The following is a 20,896-nucleotide window of genomic DNA, read 5'->3' as shown; positions in this document are numbered from 1 at the left end:
GTCCGTCAGGTGCGCGCGTCCGTCAGCGCGCTGCTGGCCACACGGTGGGGAGCGGTGCACTCCCCGGGACCACGAGGTCCGCGACGCGGTCGAGGACGATCCGCACGTACTTCTCGCCCACCCACAGGTGCTTCGCGCCGGCGACCGGTTCCACCCGCACCTCGGGGACCGTCGCGAAGGCGTGCGCGGCGGCGTCCGGGCGCAGGAAGTCGTCGAGTTCCGGGACCAGCGCGACGACGGGCACCCCGGCGCCCCGCCATCGCGCGAGTTCCGCTGGTGACGTGCGGCGGAGTGGCGGCGACAGCAGCACGATGCCCGCGACGGCACCGCGCTCGACGTGTTCGAGGGCGTGCTTCAGGATCACCTCGGTGCCGAACGACCACCCGACGAGCCAGGGGGTCGGCAGTTGGCGCGCCTCGACCTCCGCCAACGCCGCATGCATGTCGAGTCCCTCGGACACGCCGTCGCCGAACGTGCCCTCCGAGGTGCCGCGGGGACTCGTGACGGAGCGGAAGTTGAACCGGAGCACCGCGATGTCGGCGAGGGCCGGGAGCCGAGCGGCTGCCTTCTTGAGCACGTGCGAGTCCATGAAGCCCTGCGCCGTCGGCAGGGGGTGCAGGGCGATGATCGTCCCGGCGGCGGCGCGGTCGAGCGGTTCGGCGAGCTCGCCGACGAGCGTCAGGTGGTCGTCGGTGACGAGGTCGATCTCGGTCCGGAGCGCGGGCAGCTCGACGCCGCTGCGGATCTCGGTCGGCGCAGGCACAGCGGTCGGCGCAGGCACAGCGGTCGGCGCAGGCGCAGCGGTCGGCGCAGGCGCAGCGGTCGGCACGGAAGCGGTCGGTTCGGGCGCATCGGTCGGCGCGGTCATGCGACTCTCCAACAGTGTGTGTGCCAGTGCCGACGGGACGCGAGGTCGGCGGCGTCACCGAGCACCCCGTCCGCACGCCAGACCACGAGGTGCGCGACACCTGGCCGGATGGACAGCGAGCAGCCCGGGCAGACGTACTCCTTGACCGCGGCCGTCGCACCGATCGGCTGGACGGTGAACTCGCGCCCCCGTCGGACCTCGGTGCGGGCCCAGCTGCTCATCACGCGCCCGAGGTCGTCGTCCTCAGGCTCGGGACGGCGACCACGCGGCCGGTTGCTCCGCGGCACCGCCGATCAATACCAGTTGTACGAGACGCTGTGGCCCCAGGCACCGCACGGCGTTCCGTACGAGCCGGTGATGTAGTTCAGGCCCCACGTGATCTGTGTCGCGGGGTTGGTCTGCCAGTCCGCACCGGCGGTCGACATCTTGCTGCCCGGCAGCGCCTGCGGGATGCCGTACGCGCCCGAGGGGTTGTAGGCGTAGATGTTCCAGCCGGACTCCTTGTTCCACAGGGAGACGAGGCAGTTGTACTGGTCGGAGCCCCATCCACGAGCGGTCACCATGTCGAGGGCGATCGCCTTGGCGCTGCCCGGATCCGGGGTCCCGGCAGCGGGCGCGGCCGTCGACGACGAGGACTTCTTCGTGGTGGACGTGGTGGTCGTCGTGGCGGAGGACGTGGTGGTCGTCGTGGCGGGCGGCGTCGTGACGACGGGCGCCGGCTCCTTGATGGAGTAGCCGTCGCGGTCGACGGTGGCGTCGGCGTACGTGCCGTGCGCGGTGTAGCTCTGCGCGGGACCGGCCTTCTGCAACGGCGGCGCGATGACGGCCGCGGACGCCATGTCGACGCCCTGGAACGGGCTGACGAGCGAACCGCCCGCGATCCCGAAGACGGCGAAGAAGGACAGGGCGGGGATCGTCGCGCGGCGACGCATGAGGGCAGCGCCGCGGAGGCGCGGGGTGGTCGCCCGGCTGGACGGCCGACGCGGCGGGCGGCTGATGCGCGCTGCGGCGGTGCTCGTCGCCTGCTCCTGCACGGCCCGCTCGTGGACCGCGGTGTCGGAGACGCGAGTGTCGGCGACCGAGACCGGCGCGAGCCCCCGGGGTCGGCCGAGGGCCGCCCGCCGCTCACCCGGTCCGTGGTCGGACGGGGTCGAGAGGAGCTCCACCTGGCCGGCACCGACGAGGTCGGTGGGAGCGGTCAGAGGAGTACGGACGCTGCGTGGTTCTGCACTGTGCCTACCCATGAGTCCGTCAAGGATAACGGAAGGATCACGGAAACCGAAGCATCCGGCAGGATCCGTGTCGCGGACGGGTCAGCGGACGGCCAGCATGACGTCGACGACGGCGTCGAGCAGCGCGTCGACCTGCGACTCCCGGTACCCCCCGTGCCCCGGCCGGAACACGATCGAACGCACCTCGGTGAGGCTGAGGGGTTTGCCGTCGTGGAAGTACCCGCTGAGCCGCGACGCGAACGCGTCCACGTCCTTCGGGTGGTAGCCGACCGACAGGAACCCGACCCGGGAGAACCGCTGACGGTCCGGTCGCTCGAGCCGGGCGACGATGTCCGACGCCTTCGTGCGCGCGTCGGCGAACCACGCCTTCTGTCCTCGGGAGCTCTGCTCCTGCTCGCGCTCCCGGGCGGCGAACGCGTCCTCGAGCCGCTCGAGCGCAGCGTCGACGTGCTGGGTCGAGTAGCCGCCCTTCCGCATGCTGAACGCCGTCGCGCGGATCTTGTCGGAGGCCAGGTGGTCGCCCCCGCCGCCGGTGTAGGCCCGCCGGGCGTCGTCGAGGAACCGCTCGACCTCGTCCGGGTCGTAGCCGAGGGACTTGCGGTCAACGGTCGGGAATGTCGATGGCACGGCGACATTCTGCCACCGCCCCGGCGCAGAACTCCCTGAAGCAGCTCCGCGCGTCGGCGGCGGAGACACCCGGCGCGACACCCCGGGTCCGCCGTCAGTCGGACGGTCGGTCAGTGGACGATGAGGTACAGCACGTAGCCGACGGCGGCCGACGGCAGGATGCTGTCGATCCGGTCGAGCAGTCCGCCGTGCCCCGGCAGGAACGTCGAGATGTCCTTGATGCCGAGGTCGCGCTTGATCATCGACTCGGTCAGGTCGCCGAGCGTCGCCGAGAGGGTGATGAGGGCTCCGAAGACCAGGCCGAACCACCACGACTGTCCGAGGAGCAGCCAGGACACCAGGACGCCGGCGATGAGCGCCGCCGTCACCGAGCCCGCGAACCCCTCCCAGGTCTTCTTCGGGGAGATCCGTGGGGCCATCGGGTGTTTGCCGAGGTTCAGTCCGGTCGCGTACGCCCCGGTGTCGACCGCGACCACCACCACCACGAAGCCGATCACCCAGAACTGCCCGCGGTCCTCGGCGGCGAGGAGCACCGTGCAGGCGCCGAGCAGGGTCACGTACGACTGCACGAACAGCCCGCTCGCGACGTCCTGCACGATGCTCGCGGCGGTGAGTCCCGGGCGCGTGACCGCCACCTCGACGACGCGCCAGAGCGTGATGAACACGATCCCGGCGAGCAGGACGACGAGGGCGGCCTCGGGACCGCCGTAGAACGCGAACGGCGTGATCGCGACACCCGCGATGACGCTCGGGACACGGGGGACGTCGCGCCCGGCGAACCGCATGGCGCTCGCGAGCTCGTAGACGCCGACACCGATGAGGAACGCGGCGACGACGATGTACGACGGCGTGTACGCGAGCAGGCTGCCGAGCATGACCGCCGCGAAGGCCAGCGCGATGGCGATCGCGGCCGGCAGGTTCCGGCCGGTGCGCTCGGTCAGGCGCTGGTTCCGGGCCTCGATCACCGCACGCCGCTGGCGCAGCTGCATCTCGAAGTCGGTCCGCGCCGCCTTCGCCCGGGCGTCGAAGTCCGCCCGGAACCCCTTGCCCCCGCGTCGACCGCCGTCGTTGTGGTCCGGGCCGTCGGGGCCCGCGTCTGGCTGGTCCATCAGACCTCGAGGAGTTCGGCTTCCTTCTTCTTCAAGGCGTCGTCGATCTGGTCCACGTACTTCTTGGTCAGGGACTCGAGTTCCTTGTCCGCACGGGAGATCTCGTCGTCGGAGACCTCGCCCTTCAACGCGTCCAGGTCGTCCTTGGCCTTGCGACGGATGTTGCGGATCACCACCCGGTGGTCCTCGCCCTTGCCCTTGACGATCTTGACGTACTCCTTGCGGCGGTCCTGGGTGAGCTCCGGGATCGTCACGCGGACGATCTCGCCGTCGTTCGTCGGGCTCGCCCCGAGGTTCGGGAACGTCGCGATCGCGCGCTCGATCTCCTTGAGGGCCGTCTTGTCGTACGGCGTGACGATGAGCGTGCGGGCCTCGGGCGTCTGGAGCGACGCGATCTGGGCCAGCGGGGTCGGCGACCCGTAGTACTCGACGGGGATCTTCTGGAACAGCGCGGCGTTGATGCGGCCGGTACGGACGGTCGAGAAGTCGTCCTTCGCCACGTCGACGGCACGGTTCATCTTGTCGGTGGCCTCGGTCAGGACATCACTGATCACGGTGGTTCTCCTTCGGTACGGGTCGAGTCTAGTTGCTGACGACGGTGCCGATGCGCTCCCCGCGGATGGCGGCAGCGACGTTGCCGGCACCCTCCATCCCGAAGACGTGCATCGGCATCCCGTTGTCCATGCACAGGCTGAACGCAGTCGCATCCACCACCTTCAGCCCGCGGAGCAGCGCGTCCTGGTAGGTGACGTGGGCCAGCTTCTCGGCGGTGGGGTCCTTCTTCGGATCGGCGGAGTAGACACCGTCGACGCCGTTCTTGGCGACGAGGACCTCCTGCGCACCGATCTCGAGCGCCCGCTGCGCCGCCACGGTGTCGGTGGAGAAGTACGGCAGCCCGGCACCGGCGCCGAAGATGACGACGCGGCCCTTCTCCAGGTGTCGCTCGGCACGTCGCGGGATGTACGGCTCGGCCACCTGGGTCATCGAGATGGCGGACTGCACCCGCGTCGCGGCACCGGCCTGCTCGAGGAAGTCCTGCAGCGCCAGGGCGTTCATGACGGTGCCGAGCATGCCCATGTAGTCCGCGCGACCGCGGTCCATGCCACGCTGGCTGAGCTCGGCGCCGCGGAAGAAGTTCCCACCACCGACGACCACGGCGACCTCGACCTCGCGCGCCGCCTCGGCGATCTCCCGCGCGATGGCGCCGATCACGTCGGGGTTGACACCGAGGGACCCGGCGCCGAACGCCTCCCCCGAGAGCTTCAACAGGACTCGTCTGCGGCCGGTCTTCTCATCGGTCATCGTGCGGTGCGCCTTTCGTGCGGTTGGCGTGCTTGCTGTGGAGGCTATCGGAGCGGGCATGCGAACGGGGTCCGGAACCTGTGGTTCCGGACCCCGTCCATGCGGTCGTTACGCGCCGACCTTCACCCGGGCGAAGCCCTCAATCGTGATCCCGGCCTGCTCCGCGACCGTGGCCACGGAGAGCTTCGGGTCCTTCGCGTAGCCCTGCTCGAGCAGTGCGATCTCCTTGAAGAAGCCGGTGAGTCGACCCTCGATGATCTTCGGGAGCGCGGCCTCGGGCTTGCCCTCGGCACGCGTGGTCTCCTCGACGATCGCGCGCTCCTTGGCGACGTCCGACTCGGGGACGTCGTCGCGCGAGAGGTACTTCGGGTCCGCGAACGCGATGTGCTGCGCGATGGACCGAGCCGTCTCGGCGTCGTCACCCGAGTAGGCGACGACGACGCCGACCTGCGGGGGCAGGTCCTGGCTGGTCTTGTGCAGGTAGATCGCGAAGTCGGTGCCCTCGACACGGGCGACCGTGCGGAGTTCGACCTTCTCGCCGAGGAGCGCGGCCTCGTCGTTGATGTGCGCGGAGACGCTGGTGCCACCGAGGTCGGCGGCGTTGCCCGCGGCGGCGTCGGCGGCACCGGCGGCCTGCACGGCACCGAGCACGTCGGCGGCGAGCGCGATGAAGCGGTCGTTCTTCGCGACGAAGTCGGTCTCGCTCGCGAGCTCGACGATGGTCGCAGCGGAGTCGTTCGCGGCCGCGGTCACGAGACCGGCGGTCGTCGCACGGCCCTCACGCTTGGCGACGCCCTTGAGGCCCTTGACCCGGAGGATCTCGATGGCCTTCTCGATGTCGCCGTCGGCCTCGACGAGCGCGTTCTTGCTGTCGAGCATGCCCGCACCGAGGCGGTCACGCAGGGTCTTCACGTCAGCGGCGCTGAAGTTTGCCATGACTGTGGTCGTCCTTTCTGGACTGTGCGTGGTGATGGCGGGGGCGCCAGACCGGGTCCGACGCCCCCGCCGAGGAGGGGTGGTGCTTACTCGGCCGGGGTGGTCGTGGCAGCAGCGGCTGCCTCGGCCGTCGGCTCGGCGTTCTTGTCCTCGACCGGCTCGCCGATCTCCTTCGCGGCGACCTGGGCGTCCGCGTCGTTCTCCTCGACCGGCGCCTCGGCGGCCGGAGCTGCATCAGCAGCCGGAGCTGCGTCGCCAGCCGGAGCTGCATCAGCGGACGGCGTGGTGTCGTCGGAGCCGCCGAGCAGCTCCTTCTCCCACTCGGCAAGGGGCTCTGCGGGCTCGTCGGAACTGCCCTGGTGGCGGACCGTCAGGCCTTCCGCGGCGGCGTCGGCGACGATGCGGGTCAGCAGGCCGACGGAACGGATCGCGTCGTCGTTGCCCGGGATCGGGTAGGTGATCTCGTCGGGGTCGCAGTTGGTGTCGAGGATCGCGATGACCGGGATGCCGAGCTTCTGCGCCTCGTCGATCGCGAGGTGCTCCTTCTTGGTGTCGACGATCCAGAGCGCGCTCGGGGTCCGCGTGAGGTTGCGGATGCCGCCGAGGGTCTTGTGGAGCTTGTCCAGCTCGCGCTTCTTGATGAGGAGCTCCTTCTTGGTGAAGCCCTTCGTGGTGTCGTCGAAGTCGATCTCCTCGAGCTCCTTCATGCGCTGGAGGCGCTTGGAGACCGTCTGGAAGTTCGTGAGGAGGCCGCCGAGCCAACGCTGGTTCACGTACGGCTGGCCGACGCGGGTGGCCTGTTCGGCGATCGAGTTCTGCGCCTGCTTCTTCGTGCCGACGAAGAGGATCGTGCCGCCGTGGGCGACCGTCTCCTTGACGAAGTCGTACGCGCGGTCGATGTAGGACAGCGACTGCTGCAGGTCGATGATGTGGATGCCGGAGCGCTCGGCGAGGATGAAGCGCTTGACCTTCGGGTTCCACCGACGGGTCTGGTGCCCGAAGTGGACGCCGCTGTCGAGCAGCTGGCGGATGGTGACGACGGCCATGGCCGTACTCCTGTTCTCGGCACACGGAAGGACCGGGTGCAAGGTTGCGGTTTGTCGATCCGACCGGCGGCCGGGATCCCTGGTGCCCTGGCACCGCGACCGCCTCCGCCGTCTGGCAGGAGGACCGGTGGTCGGGAGCGCCACGCCCGCCTGCTGAACAGGACGGGCGGATGGGCACGCGAAGTCAGCGCTCAGCGCGCTGCTGCCCCAATGCTAGCACCCCGTCGCGGCGGGAACGCGGACGGGAGGCACGGTGCGGGTGCGCGGATCTGCGCGCCTGCACCGTGCCTCCCGTCCGACTGCGCGGAGCGCGGCTACGCCTTGACGGTCTCGCCGTCCTCGGTGACGCCCATCTCCTCGAGCGAGCGACCCTTGGTCTCCGGGATCTTGGACAGCACGAAGAAGAAGGAGACGAGGGCGAACAGCGCGTAGATGCTGTAGGTCACGGTGAGGTTGAACTGCGACAACGCCGGGAACGAGATCGTGACGATGAAGTTCGCGACCCAGTTCGCCGCCGATCCGATGCCGAGCGCGGTGGCCCGGATCTTGTTCGGGAACATCTCGCCGAGGAGCACCCACATGAGCGGTCCCCACGTCGCGCCGAACGAGACGACGAAGAGGTTCGCGAAGACCAGCGCGATGATCCCCCACGCGCCCGGGAGGTGCGGTGCGCCGCTCGAGTCGACCGTCGCCTGGCTGAACGAGATCGCGACCATGAGGAGCGACACGAACATGCCGCCGGACCCGGCCAGCAGCAGGGGCTTCCGACCGACCTTGTCGACGAGGAAGATCGCGATGAACGTCACGGCGACGTTGATCACGGACGAGATCGTCGAGATCAGGAACGACTGCGACGGCTTGAACCCGACCGCCTGCCAGAGGGTGGTCGAGTAGTAGAAGATCACGTTGATGCCGACGAACTGCTGCAGGACGGCGAGGATGATCCCGACCCAGACGATCGGCTGGAGACCGAAGCGGTTGCCGCGGATCGAGCCCTTCGCCTGCTTCGACTCGCGCTCCAGCCCGTCCTGGATCTCGTCGAGCGACATGTCCACCGTGTCGCTCGGGACGATCCTCGTGAGGACCTCCCGGGCGTCGTCCTTCCGGCCCTTCGCGGCGAGGTACCGCGGTGACTCGGGCAGGATCAAGGCCAGGACGCCGTAGATGACCGACGGGACCACGCCGACGAGGAACATCCACCGCCAGGCCTCGAGCCCGAGGAAGTGCCCGGACGCCGTCCCGCCGCCGCCGAGCGCGATGAGCTGGTCGGAGAGGAGCGCGGCGAAGATGCCGAGCGTGATCGCGAGCTGCTGGAACGAGGCGAGTCGCCCGCGGATCCCCTTCGGCGAGACCTCGGAGATGTAGGCCGGCGCGATGACCGATGCCGTGCCGATGCCGAGGCCGCCGACGAGCCGCCAGATGATGAAGTCGACGGTGCCAGTCGAGATGCCGACGAGGATCGAGCTGACGAAGAACAGGATCGCGGCGATGAACATCACGCGGGTGCGGCCCCAGCGGTCGGCGATGCGCCCGGCGAAGTACGCGCCGAACGCGCAGCCGATGAGGGCGCTGGCGACCGCGAAGCCGCTGCCGGCAGCGGAGAGCTGGAACTGCTTGGTGATGGCGGACTCGGCGCCGTTGATCACCGACGAGTCGAACCCGAACAGGAACCCGCCGACCGCGGCCGCGATGGCGAACGCCGTGACCTTCCCCTTGAATGCCTTGTCGGGCTGCTGCCCGGCCTTCGCTGTGGTCACGTTGCTCCCTGTCTCCCGCCGCCGCGCGCGCGTGGGATGACACGTGGTGCACGGTGCCCCGGTGGTCGGCTGGTCGCCGTCCGTGCGGCGTTGCGGTGACCGGAGCAGCACCCACCGTACTCCCCGGGTTGGGGGCCGGTGACCTGACCGTCGAGCAGGCCGGGCCGGTCGTTCCGGTGTCGCCCGGTGTCCCCCCGGTCCACCCGAGGCGTCGGTGCGCGGGTGGATGGCTGGTCCTGCACCGGACGGGAGGCGCGGCCCACCGTCCACAGATCGGCTCCCCGCCCGGGACCGTCGCCCGTGTCGGCCTCAGGCTCCGAGGACGAGAGGACGCGGCTGATGGAGGTGGTGGCTGATGGGACGACGGTGGGCGCGCGGAACACGCGGCATCCTGGTCGGAGGACGGTGGCGGGCACGTCTCTGCGGCGCGACCGGATCGGTGCTGTGGGTCGGTTGGGCAGTGGTGACGCTGAGCTCGGTGTCGGCGGGGCCGGTGTCCGCGGGGCCGGTGTCGGCGGGCCCGGCGTCGACAGAGCCGGGTTCGGCGGAGCCCGCGTCGGGGGGATCCGTGTCGGCGGGGCCCGCGTCGGACTTCCGGACGGGGACATGGGGGTGGCCGACGACGACCAGGATCGTCCTGCGGCCGTTCGAGCAACCCACCGGCGAGTACGGTCCCGGACACCGCGGGATCGACCTCCGCGCCGACGTCGGCGCTCCGGCGAGCGCTCCGGCTGACGGTGTCGTGGCCTTCGCAGGGAGTGTGGCGGGTCGGCCCGTGGTGACGATCGACTTCGGCGGCGGCCTCGTCGGGACCCTCGATGCGGTCGCGCCGTCCGTGCAGTCCGGCGATGCGGTCGTCCGCGGGCAGTGGGTCGGCACGATCGCGACGGGAGCGGTGTCGGCCGGCCACTGCGGCGGCGTGGCCTCGTGCCTCCACCTCGGCGCCCGGCTCGACGGCGTGTACGTCGATCCGCTGCTCTACCTGTCGGCGCCGGAGTGGCCGGTGCTGCTCCCGCTCGGGGTGGTGCCGTGGTGACGGTGCGGGCTCGGTCCCGTGGTCCTGCTGTCCCGCTGCCCCGCTGCCCCGCTGCCCCGCGATGAGGCTGAGTGCGCGGCCCGATGACCGAGCGCGGGCCCGGCCAGGTCGGCCACGCGCGGTGCTCGTCGGCGGCGGTCACTGCCCGCCGGCCGCCGGTGCGCTCACGTCCCGTTTGCGACCCGTGCGCCCGTCGGCCGTGCGGCCGTCGGTGACCGTCGACGACCCGCGCTGCAGGCACGTCCATGCCGGACGTCATGCTCGGGGATGGGCGGTCCGGTAGACCTCGCGGAGTCGCGCCGAGGAGACGTGGGTGTAGATCTGCGTCGTCCCGAGACTCGCGTGTCCGAGGAGCTCCTGCACTGCGCGGAGGTCCGCTCCCCCGTCGAGCAGGTGTGTCGCAGCGGTGTGTCGGAACGTGTGCGGGCCGTTCGGACCCGCGCCGGGTTCCGCCTCGAGGATCCGCGCGATCGTCCGGTACGCGGAACGCACCCCGAGGCGCGCTCCCCGGTCGCCGAGGAACAGCGCCTGCTGTGGGTCGCCGGAGTCGCTCGGCGGCACGCCGTCTGCGGATGCCGCCCGAGCGAGGACGGCGGTCCGCCCGAAGTCGAGCCAGTCGCCGATCGCGTCGTGCGCCGGGACCCCGAACGGCACCACGCGTTCCTTGCCACCCTTGCCGAGCACCCGCACGGTGAGCCGCGAACGATCGACGTCGGCGAGGTCGATGCCGACCAGTTCACTCACGCGGAGGGCCGACGCGTACAGCAGCTCGACGACCGCCCGATCGCGCAACGCTCCCGGATCGCCGCCGACCGCTCGCTCCGCCATCCGGTCCAGCACCGAGCGCATGCCGTCCGCGGACAGCACCCGGGGCAGGTGCGACGCCGCCTTCGGGGTGCGGAGCCGTGCTCCCGGGTCGATGGTCGTCCACCCGTGTTCGCTGGCCCACCGCGTGTAGGCCCGGACCGAGGACGCTCGGCGCGCGATCGTGCTCCGCGCGAGACCGCGCTCGGTCCCGGCCCACAGCCAGTCCCGGAGGAGGTCGAGCGTGACCGCGGTCGTCGTCCCGACACCGCGCGCCCCCGCGAACACGGTGAGGTCGTCGAGGTCGGCCGAGTAGGCACGCACCGTCTGCGGGCTGAGGCCCCGCGCGGTCGCCATGTCGTCGAGGAACGCCGCGATCGCCCGGGTGAGGCGACCGCTCCGGCCCGACGACGTGTCGCTCATGGGCCTCAGCGTACGTCCGGCCATCGCGCTCCCCCCTGTGGCGCACCGAGTGCACCGAGAGCCCCCGCGTACCGAGAGCCCTCGCGCCCCGACAGGTCCGGGCGCCCCGGACGCCTGCCGCCGTCATCGGAGCTGCCGCCAACCGACCGTGGTCCGCGCGGCCTTGCCGACGAGCTCGGCGAGCGCGAGGGTGTCCTCGGCATCGGCGATCGCGACACCGGCACGCCGCGCGACCTCGGACACCGGAACGCCCTGCCGTGTGCCGAGCGCGTCGAGGACCCGGATCAGCATCGGGTCCGACATCGGACCGTCCAGGGGCACCGGGCCGCCCACCGGGACCGGATCGTCCGCCGAGACCGAACCGTCGGGCGACACCGAACGACCGACCGAGATCGGACCCGGGTGCAGCGTGCGGACCAGGTCGATCGCGTCGGACGGTCGGCAGAGGAGCGTCGCCCGTCCGGCGGCGACGAGTCGGTGACACCCGGCCGACGCCGCCGACGTCAGCGGACCGGGTACGGCTCCGACGGGTCGCCCGAGCTGGGCTGCGTGGTTCGCGGTGTTGAGCGCACCGGATCGGTGACCGGCCTCGACCACGATGACCGCTCTCGACATCGCGGCGATCACGCGGTTCCGGTTGAGGAACCGCCAGCGTGACGGCCGGGTCCCCGGTGGCGACTCCGCGACGACCGCGCCGACGTCCGCGATCCGCCGGAGGAGGTCCGTGTTGCCCGATGGGTAGAGCTGGTCCACGCCACCGGCGAGTACGGCGACGGTCGGCGCCCCGGCCGCGAGCGCGACACGATGCGCGACCGCGTCGACCCCGTAGGCGCCGCCCGACACGGTGGTCAGGCCCGCGTCGGCGGCACGGGAGACGATCTCGGCGGTCATCTCGGCGCCGTACACCGTGTTGGCCCGCGACCCGACGACGGCGAGGCCGTCGGCACCGAGTGGCGCAGCCGGGCCCGCGGCGGGTCGGAGACGTCCCGACCGCACCCACAGGACCAGCGGTGCGTGCGGACCGAGGTCGTCGAGGCCTGGCGGCCACGCTGCGTCCCCCGGCACGATCAGCCCTGCGTGCAAGCTGCCGGCCGCCGCGAGCACCCGCTCCGCATCGATCGCACGGAGCCGCGGCGACCACCGGGCGAGCGCCGGTCCGAGGGCTCGGACGACGTCGTCGTCGAGCGGTCGCGACGGCGCACACGCATCGGCGATCCGAGCCGGAGCGTCCCCCCGCCCGCCTCCCGCGAGGACGATCTCGAGTGCTCGGGCCGCACCGACGGCGTCGACGAGCGTCCCGGCGACCGCGTCACCCGGCTCGGTGACGATGGACCACACCACGCGTGCGTGCGTGTCGCACTCGTCCGGGTCGGCGCCGGAGGCCTGTCCGCCACGGACAGACCGCAGCGCGTCGAGTGCTCGCGCGCCCGGGCCGCGGCTGGACCACCCGGTCACAGCGCACTCCGCAGCGCCAGGGCCTGCCGGACGTGGTCGAGCGTCGGCCGTTCCACGTCGGCGAGGTCCGCCAGAGTCCATGCGAGCCGCACCACGCGGTCGTGTCCGCGCATGGTGAGGCTGCCGATCTCGAGCCCGCGGTCGAGCACTGCCGCCGCCCCGGGGTCGGGCGCGAACTCCGGGCGGCGGAGGACCGGACCGGACACATGGGCGTTGCGTGACCAGGGCGTCCCCGACCATCGAGCACGCATCCGACGACGTGCGAGCGTGATGGACTCCTGAGCGGCCGCGGTGGTGATCGGCTGCTCGCTCGCGGCGCGGATCCTGGCCGGTGTGACCCGCGGGACCGCGAACCGGATGTCCACGCGGTCGAGCAACGGCCCGGAGAGCCGCGCGAAGTACCGGCGCACCACGCTCGGCGGGCAGGAACACCCGGGGTCGCCGCTCCCCGCGTTGCCGCAGGGACACGGGTTCGCGGCGAGCACGAGCTGGAACCGCGCCGGGAAGGTGGCGCGCCCGGACGCCCGGTGGATGGTGACCGTGCCGGACTCGAGCGGTTGGCGCAGCATGTCGAGGACCGTCCGCGGGAACTCGGTGGCCTCGTCGAGGAACAGCACCCCGGAGCTCGCCCGGGACACGGCGCCGGGCAGGATCATCCGCGACCCGCCGCCGATCAGCGCGACGGCGCTCGAGGAGTGGTGGGGGCTCTCCCACGGCGGTCTCGTCGTCCACGATTCGGCACCGAGGCCCGCGACCGACCGGACCGCGGCGACCTCGAGCGCCGATTCGGTGTCGAGGTCCGGGAGGAGACCGGGGAGCCGTTCCGCGAGCATCGTCTTCCCTGCGCCGGGCGGTCCGAGCAGCAGCATGTGGTGGCCTCCGGCAGCGGCGACGACGAGTGCCCGCACGGCGAGGTCGTTCCCGACGACGTCCGCGAGTTCGAGCTGGCGGGGCTCGGCGACCTGCACGGTCGGCGGGTCGACCGCGATCGCGTGCTGCTCGGGGAGGTCGGCACCCGCGAGCACTGCCGCGTCACGGAGCGTGACGACCGGGTCGACGCGGATGCCCGGGACGCTCCGCGCCTCGGCGTGGTTGCCCGCGGGCACGACGGCACGCGTCGCGCCCGCGGCCCGGGCCGTGACGAGCATCGGGATCACTCCCGGCACCGGACGGACACGGCCGTCGAGCCCGAGTTCGCCGATGTGCACGACATCGGCGAGGTCGGGCCGGACCAGTCCGTCTGCTGCGAACACCGCGATCGCGATCGCGAGGTCGAACCCCGACCCGTGCTTCGGGACGGACGCCGGCGTGAGGTTGACGGTGATCTTGCGGGCGGGCAGGGCACTCCCGGCGTTCGACGCCGCCGACCGGACCCGCTCCCGCGCCTCGCCGAGGGACGCGTCCGGCAGGCCGATGATGCTGAAGCCGGGCAGCTGGCTCGACAGGTGCGCTTCGACCTCGACCAGCCGACCGGTGATCCCGAGCAGCGCGACGGCCGACGTCCGGCCGACGCCGCTCACACGATCCCCCGGATGTGCTCGACGTGCTCGCCGGTCGCGTGCATCCGGACCGCGACGGCATCGAGTCGCAGTCGTCGTGGCCGGTCGGCCGGGTGCTCGGCGACCCATCGTGACGCGAGTCGCCGGAGCCGGGCGACCTTCTGCGGCGTGATGGCCTCGAACGGGTGACCGCCGATCGGACCGCGTCGTGTCTTGACCTCGACGAGGACGACGACGTCGGCGTCGATCGCGACGATGTCCACCTCGCCGTCACGACAGCGCCAGTTGCGTTCCAGGACGGACATGCCCGCCGCCGTCAACCACGCGGCGGCGATGTCCTCGCCCTGCCGCCCCGTCGTGATGTTCGTGCTCGGGCGCCGCGCTCCACGGCCCCCGTCGATTGCTCCTGCGCTCATCGTTCCTCCCGACGACGAGCTTCGTGCGCCGGCAGATCGTCACATGCTGCGCGTTCCCGGCATGTGGATCACCGACCCTACCAGCGCACTTGTGCAGAACACCGGCAATCGTTTCCTGCCAAATGCAAGGAAATGATGATCCGTCGAAGTTTGATGCGGACGACGATGTCGCTCGGCAGTGAAGTCCGGCGGACGCCGGAACGGCGACGTCACCGAAGTGACGTCGCCGTTCCGAGGAATGCAGCAGTGATCAGTGCGCGGCCGCGTAGGCTTCCTGGACCGCAGTGGAGATACGACCACGGCTCGAGACCTGGTGACCGTTCTCCTGCGCCCACTCGCGGATCTTCGCGAGCTCCTCGGAGTTCCCGCGCTTGGCCGCCGGCCGCGCCGAGCCACTGCCGGAGGCGCGTCGGGCTCCGACCTTGCGCGCTGCGGCGATGTAGTCCGAGAGCGAGTCGCGGAACTTGTCGGCGTTGTCGTTCGACAGGTCGATCTCGTAGCTGGAGCCGTCGAACGAGAATTCGACGGTACGGCCGGATCCGGGGGTGATCGGGGAATCGTCGAGATCGTCGACGAGCTGGACGGTCACTTTCTGCGCCATGTTCGGCTCCTTCAGGTCGTGGGGATGCCACCGAAGGCCGAATGGCACATCGTGGCGTTCAACCCAGGATAGCCATGGAAATGCGAATTGCGGAACTCCGGCACCGCTCCGACCGGAATCGAGGTCGGATCGCCGGCGCATTCACTCGTCGAGCGCCAATTCCTTCGGGAGTTCGAGTTCCCGGCTGGTGAGTTCCTCGACATTGACGTCCTTGAACGTGAGCACTCGTACGGATTTCACGAAGCGGTCGGACCGGTAGACGTCCCAGACCCAGACATCACTCATCGTCAGTTCGAAGTAGAAGTCGTGCTCGGTGTCCCGGCGGACGAGCTCGACCTCGTTCGCGAGGTAGAACCGGCGCTCGGTCTCGACCACGTACCGGAACTGGGCCACCACGTCGCGGTACTCGCGGTAGAGGGCGAGCTCGACCTCGCGGTCGTAGTCGTCGAAGTCTTCGTCATCCATTGCTGGACCATCCTACGGCGCGGGACGCGGCCCCGAGTCCGTCAGGAGCGACTCCCCCTCGCGCTCGTGCAGCCAGGTCGTCCGGTGCAGTCCGTGCGGGCCGTGCCCGCGGAGTCCCGCGTAGTGCGCCGCCGACCCGTAGCCCTTGTTCGAGTCCCACGCGTAGTGCGGAGCCGACTCGTGGGCACGCACCATGATCGCGTCGCGCCGGACCTTCGCGACGACCGACGCCGCCGCCACCGACGCGCAGTCCCGGTCGGCCTTGACCCGGGTGACGACGTCGACGGGACGGACCAGTGCGCGCGTCAGCCAGTCGAACGAGCCGTCGAGCACGACGATCGCGCCGTCGAGCGAGACACCCCCGGCGACCAGCGCCTCGATGGCCCGCGCGCCGGCAAGTCCGAGGGCCGCGACGATGCCGTCGTGGTCGACGACCCCGGCGGACGCCATGCCGACCGCCGTCGTCGCCCACGACTCGACGTGCGGCACGAGCGCCTCGCGGCGAGCCGGAGTGAGGAGCTTCGAGTCGGCGAGTCCGACCGGGACCCGGCGGACGTCGATCGTGATCGCCGCGACACCGACCGCGACCGGACCGGCGATCGCACCGCGGCCGACCTCGTCGCACCCGATGACGGTGATGCGCCCCTCCGCGAGCAGCGACTTCTCCCACCGGAGGGTCGGGCGGACCGGCCCCTTCCCGCTGCGCGACGCCGACGCACGCGCCTGCGTGCCGCGGGCCGACCCGCGGGACGGGCCCCGGGCCTCCCCTGCGGACGGGCCGAGGCGACCGACGTCGCCGACCGGTGCCGACGCGCTCATCGGTCCCGCTGCTCCACGCCGGCGAACACGTCCGGGTAGTCGTCGAGCCAGGTCCACCGGCTCGTCGGCCACGAGATGACGAACGCCCGACCGACGACGTCCGCCGTGGGGACGAACCCCTTGCTCGGCGTCTGGCGGTTGTACCGGGAGTCCTTCGAGTCGTAGCGGTTGTCACCCATCACCCAGATGGAGTTCGCCGGGACCGTGACTGAGAAGTCGGTCCCCGAGGCGCGTGTCTCGCCGGGCGGCAGCTTGATGTACGGCTCCTTCAGGGGCACGCCGTTGACGGACATCTGCCCGAAGTCGTTGCAGCACGAGACCGTGTCGCCCGGCAGCCCGATGACCCGCTTGATCAGATGGTCGTTGCTGTCCGACGTGCCGAGACCGATCTGCGTGAGCAGCCAGTCGGACGCCTTGCCGAGCGGTGTCCGCGGGGTGACCGCAGCGGGCAGCTGTTCGCCGTCGAGCCACCCCCCGGGGTCCTTGAACACGACGACGTCGCCGTGGTGCAGTCCGACGACGTCCGGCACGAGCTCGTTGACGATGACGCGGTCGTTCACCACGAGGGTGTTCTCCATCGACTCCGACGGGATGTAGAACGACCGGATCAGGAACGTCTTGACGAGGAACGACACGAGCAGCGCCGCGATGAAGATGATCAGGAGGTCGCGGAGGAACAGCAGTGCACCGTTGCGTCGCCGTGGAACTCGCGGGCGCCGATCCCCGTGGGGCGTCGTCGTGTCGGTCATGCCGTGGTGGTCATCCTGTGAGCGGGAGCGGGTGGAACGTGACGAGACACGGAAGAACCCCCCGTCATGTACACGGTACATGGACGAGGGGTCCTAGACGCGGCGGGCCGCGCGGGTCACTCCGTGCGAGATCGCACAGATCGACTACGCGTCGCGCTTCTCCTTGATCTTGGCCTTCTTGCCACGCAGTTCGCGGAGGTAGTAGAGCTTGGCGCGGCGGACGTCACCGCGCGTGACGAGCTCGATGTGGTCGATGACCGGGGAGTGCACCGGGAACTTGCGCTCCACACCCACCTGGAAGCTGACCTTGCGGACCGTGAAGGTCTCGCCGACGCCGTGGCCCTGGCGGCCGATGACGACGCCCTGGAAGACCTGGACGCGGGCGCGCGTGCCTTCGATGATGTTGACGTGGACCTTGACCGTGTCGCCGGCGCGGAAGGCCGGGACGTCGGACCGCAGGGAGGCTGCGTCGACCTTGTCGAGGAGCTGGCTCATGATGTGTCACTCTCTGCGCCCGCGCACGGGTCGGTCGCTGATCGGTTGGAGGTGTGGTTCGGTCACGTGGACCGTCCGGCCGAGACGGCCGGGCGTGCCCCGCTGTCGGCGGTTCCCCCGTGGCAGAACCAGGCCAGGGCACAGCTGTCCATGCTGCCACATCCGGGCAGGCTGCGCCAGCCGACGGTGTCGTCAGTCAGCGCCAGCCGACGGGGTCGTCCGACGATGCATCCGTCACGGGCAGCACGGTCGGCACCGGGCAGGATGGACGCATGATCGAACTGCGCACCCCGTCCGAGCTCGACGCCCTCCGGGTCGCCGGCCGGTTCGTCGCCGACGTCCTCGACGCCCTGCTCGCGACGGTGGACGTCGGCGTCAACCTGCTCGACCTCGACCGGCTCGCCGCCACGATGATCGCGGACCGTGGCGCGGAGTCCTGCTACGTCGACTACCACCCGTCGTTCGGGGCGATGCCCTTCGGCAGGAACCTCTGCACGTCGGTGAACGACGCCGCGCTGCACGGCCTCCCGTTCGACCACGTGCTGCAGGACGGCGACCTCGTGAGCCTCGACTTCGCGGCGAGCGTCGACGGGTGGGTCGCCGACTCCGCGGTCACGGTGCAGGTCGGCACGCAGCACCCCGAGGACCAACGGCTCGGGGAGACCGTCGAGCGGGCGCTCGTCGCGGGGATCGCGGCGGCGCGCCCCGGGAAGAAGCTCGGCGCGGTCTCGCACGCGATCGGCACCGTGGCCAGGGACGCGGGCTACCCCGTCAACCTGCAGTTCGGCGGTCACGGGGTCGGGCGGACGATGCACGGTGAGCCGCACGTGCCGAACGACGGGCGCGCCGGGCGTGGACTGCCGCTGAAGCCCGGGCTCGTGATGGCGATCGAGCCGTGGCTCATGGCCGGCACCGACGAGCTCGTGCAGGACCCGGACGGCTGGACCCTCCGGAGCGCCGACGGATCCCGGGCCGCGCACGTCGAGCACACCATCGCGGTGACGGAGCACGGGCCGGAGATCCTGACGCTGCGTGCTGCGGAGCGCTGACCCGGCTGCCGCCGCCGCCGCCGCTTCCGCAGAACACCAAGAAGGCAGGACGGCGCAGAGATATGTCCCTGCGCGATGGCGCCAAGGTGGTGTCTTGCGGAACGCGGGGCGGCTACTCGGCCAGCAGGTCCGGGCGCACCCGACGCGTCCGGGACACCTGCTGCTCGTGCCGCCACTCGGCGATCCGGCCGTGATGCCCGCTGAGCAGCACCTCGGGGACGTCGAGGCCCCGCCAGGCTGCGGGTTTGGTGTAGCTCGGGTACTCGAGCAGGCCGTCCTCGTGGGATTCCTCGTCGAGCGAGGCCGGGTTGCCGACGACGCCCGGAACGAGTCGCCCGACGGCCTCGACGATCGCCATCGCCGCGACCTCGCCGCCGTTCAACACGTAGTCGCCGAGGGACAGCTCACGCACGTCGGCCCGTTCCGTTGCCCACGCGGTGACCCGCGCGTCGATGCCCTCGTACCGGCCGCACGCGAACACCAGGTGCTCGTGCTCCGCGAGCTCCCGCGCGGTCGCCTGGCGGAACGGGACGCCGGCCGGGGTCGGCACGACGAGCGTCGAGGACCCGTCGGGCCGCAACAGCTCGTCGAGCGCCAGACCCCACGGCTCGGGCTTCATCACCATGCCGGCACCGCCGCCGTACGGGGTGTCGTCGACGGTGCGGTGCCGGTCGGACGTCCAGGACCGCAGGTCGTGCACCTGGACGTCGAGGATCCCACCGGTGCGCGCCCTGCCGAGCAGCGAGACGTCGAGCACCCCGAAGAACTCCGGGAAGATCGTGACGACGTCGATCCGCACCGGTCAGGCCTCGGGATCGGCGTGGGTGGCGGAATCGTCCGGGTCGACCGCGGCGTCCGGCGTCGCGGCCACCTCGGGATCGCCGTCCGACTCGGTGTCGCCGTCCGACTCGGTGTCGCCGTCCGACTCGGTGTCGCCGTCGGCCTCGGTGTCGCCCTCCTCCGGCTCCTCGAACAGCCCGGTCGGCGGCGTGAGCGTGACGGTGCCGGCCGCGATGTCCACCGCCGGGACGATCGCGCTCACGAACGGCACGAGGACCTCGCCCCGGTCGCCCGTGTCGATCGCCAGGAGGTCCTGCGCCGGCATGTGGTCCACGCGTGCGACCGTGCCGACCTGCACGCCGTCACGCAGCGCCCGGAGTCCGACCAGCTGGTGGTCGTACCAGGCATCGTCCTCGCCGGTCGGCTCGTCGAGGTCGGCGTCGATCCAGAGGATCGCCTTGACCAGGCTCTCGGCGCCGTCGCGGTCCGTGATGCCCTCGAAGAACGCGACGGGATGCCCGTTGTACCAGCGCAGCTCGTCGAGGACGAGGGGCTTGTCCGCCCAGGGCGAGGAGTCCGGCACCTGGAGCGAGAACGTCGCACCGCGGGGGAACCGGCGGTCCGGGTCGTCGGTGTAGAGCTCGAGCTTCAGACCGCCCTTGAGCCCGTGCGCCTTGCTGAGTCGACCCACCCGCAGCTGGGTCGTGCGCTCAGGAATCGGTGTCGACCACGTCGACCCGCACCCGCTGGCCATCGGCGAGTGCCGTGACCAGGGTGCGGAGCGCCTTCGCGGTCCGTCCGGCGCGTCCGATCACGCGACCGAGGTCCTCGGGGTGCACGCGCACCTCGAGGACCTCGCCACGCGCAGAGGTGGAGCTGGCGACGCGCACGTCGTCAGGGTGATCGACGATCCCCTTGACGAGGTGCGTCAGCGCGGATGCGAGCAAGGACCTACGCCTCGGTCGTCTCGGCGTCGGTCGACTCGGCCGGAGCGGCCGCGGGGGCCTTCTTCTCCGACTTCGGCGTGAGGACCGGCTTCTTCTTCTCGTCGGCGACGAACGCGGTCTTCTCGCCCTTGACCTGCACCTTCGAGACGGCGTCCTTGTCGCCCTTGAACTTGCCCCAGTCGCCCGTGAGCTTGAGGAGGGCCGCCACCTGCTCGGTCGGCTGCGCGCCGACGCCGAGCCAGTACTGCGCGCGGTCCGACTTGATCTCGATGAACGAGGGCTGCTCGGTGGGGTGGTACTTGCCGATCTCCTCGATCACACGACCATCGCGCTTGGTGCGCGAGTCGGCGACGACGACACGGTAGTAGGGCGCGCGGATCTTTCCGAGACGCTTGAGACGGATCTTGACAGCCACAGTTGCTCCTGGTGCGAATATGTGTGGTTGAACTGGAAGCCGCGGGCGTGGGGGCACGCGCGGCGA

The 20,896-nt window shown here is 71.0% G+C and carries 25 protein-coding genes; 2 read left to right on the top strand and 23 right to left on the bottom strand.

Going from position 1 to position 20,896, the window contains the following annotated elements; all coding sequences use genetic code 11:
* Positions 1 to 22: 22 nt before the first annotated feature.
* The 10 genes from ACO0E0_RS10420 to ACO0E0_RS10375 form a co-directional block, all read right to left on the bottom strand.
* Complete coding sequence (locus ACO0E0_RS10420) at positions 23 to 868, bottom strand: alpha/beta hydrolase (protein ID WP_422871353.1); 846 nt, start codon at positions 866 to 868, stop codon at positions 23 to 25.
* A complete protein-coding gene (locus ACO0E0_RS10415; protein WP_422871352.1) occupies positions 865 to 1,155 on the bottom strand; it encodes a hypothetical protein in 291 nt (96 codons plus the stop codon). Before ACO0E0_RS10415 ends, ACO0E0_RS10420 begins: the two co-directional genes overlap by 4 nt.
* 6 nt (positions 1,156 to 1,161) lie before the next feature.
* The gene (locus tag ACO0E0_RS10410) at positions 1,162 to 2,112 is read right to left on the bottom strand and encodes an aggregation-promoting factor C-terminal-like domain-containing protein (protein ID WP_422871351.1); all 951 of its coding nucleotides are present in this window, start codon (positions 2,110 to 2,112) and stop codon (positions 1,162 to 1,164) included.
* 69 nt (positions 2,113 to 2,181) lie between these two features.
* Positions 2,182 to 2,727, bottom strand: a complete 546-nt coding sequence (locus tag ACO0E0_RS10405) for a DivIVA domain-containing protein (RefSeq protein WP_422871350.1) — start codon at positions 2,725 to 2,727, stop codon at positions 2,182 to 2,184.
* 110 nt (positions 2,728 to 2,837) lie between these two features.
* Positions 2,838 to 3,836 carry a phosphatidate cytidylyltransferase gene (locus ACO0E0_RS10400; protein WP_422871349.1) on the bottom strand — a complete coding sequence of 333 codons (999 nt, stop codon included), beginning with the start codon at positions 3,834 to 3,836 and terminating at the stop codon, positions 2,838 to 2,840.
* The gene (frr, locus tag ACO0E0_RS10395; RefSeq protein WP_422871348.1) at positions 3,836 to 4,390 is read right to left on the bottom strand and encodes a ribosome recycling factor; all 555 of its coding nucleotides are present in this window, start codon (positions 4,388 to 4,390) and stop codon (positions 3,836 to 3,838) included. The genes ACO0E0_RS10400 and frr overlap by 1 nt, the downstream gene beginning before the upstream one ends.
* Before the next feature lie 28 nt (positions 4,391 to 4,418).
* Complete coding sequence (gene pyrH / locus ACO0E0_RS10390; protein WP_422871347.1) at positions 4,419 to 5,138, bottom strand: UMP kinase; 720 nt, start codon at positions 5,136 to 5,138, stop codon at positions 4,419 to 4,421.
* A gap of 108 nt (positions 5,139 to 5,246) precedes the next feature.
* Positions 5,247 to 6,074: a translation elongation factor Ts gene (tsf, locus tag ACO0E0_RS10385; RefSeq protein WP_422871346.1), complete on the bottom strand. Its 828-nt coding sequence runs from the start codon at positions 6,072 to 6,074 to the stop codon at positions 5,247 to 5,249.
* Between the two features lie 86 nt (positions 6,075 to 6,160).
* Positions 6,161 to 7,120: a 30S ribosomal protein S2 gene (gene rpsB / locus ACO0E0_RS10380; protein ID WP_422871345.1), complete on the bottom strand. Its 960-nt coding sequence runs from the start codon at positions 7,118 to 7,120 to the stop codon at positions 6,161 to 6,163.
* Between the two features lie 314 nt (positions 7,121 to 7,434).
* Entirely contained in the window at positions 7,435 to 8,877 is a 1,443-nt protein-coding gene (locus tag ACO0E0_RS10375) for a sugar porter family MFS transporter (protein ID WP_422871344.1), read from the bottom strand.
* 568 nt (positions 8,878 to 9,445) lie between these two features.
* On the opposite strand from ACO0E0_RS10375, the gene ACO0E0_RS10370 reads away from it, so the two are divergent.
* The gene (locus tag ACO0E0_RS10370; RefSeq protein WP_422871343.1) at positions 9,446 to 9,913 is read left to right on the top strand and encodes a murein hydrolase activator EnvC family protein; all 468 of its coding nucleotides are present in this window, start codon (positions 9,446 to 9,448) and stop codon (positions 9,911 to 9,913) included.
* Positions 9,914 to 10,168: 255 nt separating this feature from the next.
* Here ACO0E0_RS10370 and ACO0E0_RS10365 read toward each other — a convergent pair whose 3' ends face one another.
* From ACO0E0_RS10365 to rplS, 9 genes are all read right to left on the bottom strand, one after another.
* Positions 10,169 to 11,140 carry a tyrosine recombinase XerC gene (locus tag ACO0E0_RS10365; protein WP_422871342.1) on the bottom strand — a complete coding sequence of 324 codons (972 nt, stop codon included), beginning with the start codon at positions 11,138 to 11,140 and terminating at the stop codon, positions 10,169 to 10,171.
* Between the two features lie 123 nt (positions 11,141 to 11,263).
* Entirely contained in the window at positions 11,264 to 12,595 is a 1,332-nt protein-coding gene (gene dprA / locus ACO0E0_RS10360) for a DNA-processing protein DprA (protein ID WP_422871341.1), read from the bottom strand.
* On the bottom strand, positions 12,592 to 14,115 hold the full coding sequence (locus tag ACO0E0_RS10355; RefSeq protein WP_422871340.1) for a YifB family Mg chelatase-like AAA ATPase: 1,524 nt from the start codon (positions 14,113 to 14,115) through the stop codon (positions 12,592 to 12,594). Before ACO0E0_RS10355 ends, dprA begins: the two co-directional genes overlap by 4 nt.
* A complete protein-coding gene (locus ACO0E0_RS10350) occupies positions 14,112 to 14,510 on the bottom strand; it encodes a YraN family protein (protein WP_422871339.1) in 399 nt (132 codons plus the stop codon). The genes ACO0E0_RS10355 and ACO0E0_RS10350 overlap by 4 nt, the downstream gene beginning before the upstream one ends.
* Positions 14,511 to 14,760: 250 nt before the next feature.
* On the bottom strand, positions 14,761 to 15,111 hold the full coding sequence (locus ACO0E0_RS10345; protein ID WP_422871338.1) for a histone-like nucleoid-structuring protein Lsr2: 351 nt from the start codon (positions 15,109 to 15,111) through the stop codon (positions 14,761 to 14,763).
* 141 nt (positions 15,112 to 15,252) lie between these two features.
* Positions 15,253 to 15,576, bottom strand: coding sequence for a DUF2469 family protein (locus ACO0E0_RS10340; RefSeq protein WP_422871337.1), 324 nt, complete (start codon positions 15,574 to 15,576; stop codon positions 15,253 to 15,255).
* Between the two features lie 12 nt (positions 15,577 to 15,588).
* Positions 15,589 to 16,395: a ribonuclease HII gene (locus ACO0E0_RS10335; RefSeq protein WP_422871336.1), complete on the bottom strand. Its 807-nt coding sequence runs from the start codon at positions 16,393 to 16,395 to the stop codon at positions 15,589 to 15,591.
* Positions 16,392 to 17,144: a signal peptidase I gene (gene lepB, locus ACO0E0_RS10330; protein WP_422871335.1), complete on the bottom strand. Its 753-nt coding sequence runs from the start codon at positions 17,142 to 17,144 to the stop codon at positions 16,392 to 16,394. The genes ACO0E0_RS10335 and lepB overlap by 4 nt, the downstream gene beginning before the upstream one ends.
* Positions 17,145 to 17,288: 144 nt before the next feature.
* The gene (gene rplS / locus ACO0E0_RS10325) at positions 17,289 to 17,639 is read right to left on the bottom strand and encodes a 50S ribosomal protein L19 (RefSeq protein ID WP_422871334.1); all 351 of its coding nucleotides are present in this window, start codon (positions 17,637 to 17,639) and stop codon (positions 17,289 to 17,291) included.
* Positions 17,640 to 17,911: 272 nt separating this feature from the next.
* Between rplS and map the strand changes: the two genes are divergently transcribed.
* On the top strand, positions 17,912 to 18,688 hold the full coding sequence (gene map / locus ACO0E0_RS10320) for a type I methionyl aminopeptidase (protein WP_422871333.1): 777 nt from the start codon (positions 17,912 to 17,914) through the stop codon (positions 18,686 to 18,688).
* A gap of 112 nt (positions 18,689 to 18,800) precedes the next feature.
* Here map and trmD read toward each other — a convergent pair whose 3' ends face one another.
* Genes trmD through rpsP form a run of 4 tightly spaced genes read right to left on the bottom strand, consistent with a single transcriptional unit; the run spans position 18,801 to position 20,830 of the window.
* Positions 18,801 to 19,487, bottom strand: coding sequence for a tRNA (guanosine(37)-N1)-methyltransferase TrmD (gene trmD, locus ACO0E0_RS10315; RefSeq protein ID WP_422871332.1), 687 nt, complete (start codon positions 19,485 to 19,487; stop codon positions 18,801 to 18,803).
* Positions 19,488 to 19,490: 3 nt separating this feature from the next.
* Complete coding sequence (gene rimM / locus ACO0E0_RS10310; RefSeq protein ID WP_422871331.1) at positions 19,491 to 20,222, bottom strand: ribosome maturation factor RimM; 732 nt, start codon at positions 20,220 to 20,222, stop codon at positions 19,491 to 19,493.
* On the bottom strand, positions 20,179 to 20,415 hold the full coding sequence (locus ACO0E0_RS10305; RefSeq protein ID WP_422871330.1) for an RNA-binding protein: 237 nt from the start codon (positions 20,413 to 20,415) through the stop codon (positions 20,179 to 20,181). Before ACO0E0_RS10305 ends, rimM begins: the two co-directional genes overlap by 44 nt.
* Before the next feature lie 4 nt (positions 20,416 to 20,419).
* Positions 20,420 to 20,830 (bottom strand): 30S ribosomal protein S16, encoded by a 411-nt coding sequence (gene rpsP, locus ACO0E0_RS10300; protein WP_422871329.1) that lies wholly within the window; start codon positions 20,828 to 20,830, stop codon positions 20,420 to 20,422.
* Positions 20,831 to 20,896 lie beyond the last annotated feature (66 nt).

The organism is Curtobacterium phyllosphaerae (assembly GCF_049341865.1).
Classification (GTDB): Bacteria; Actinomycetota; Actinomycetes; order Actinomycetales; family Microbacteriaceae; genus Curtobacterium; species Curtobacterium phyllosphaerae.
This window is presented reverse-complemented; position numbering and strand designations above follow the sequence as displayed.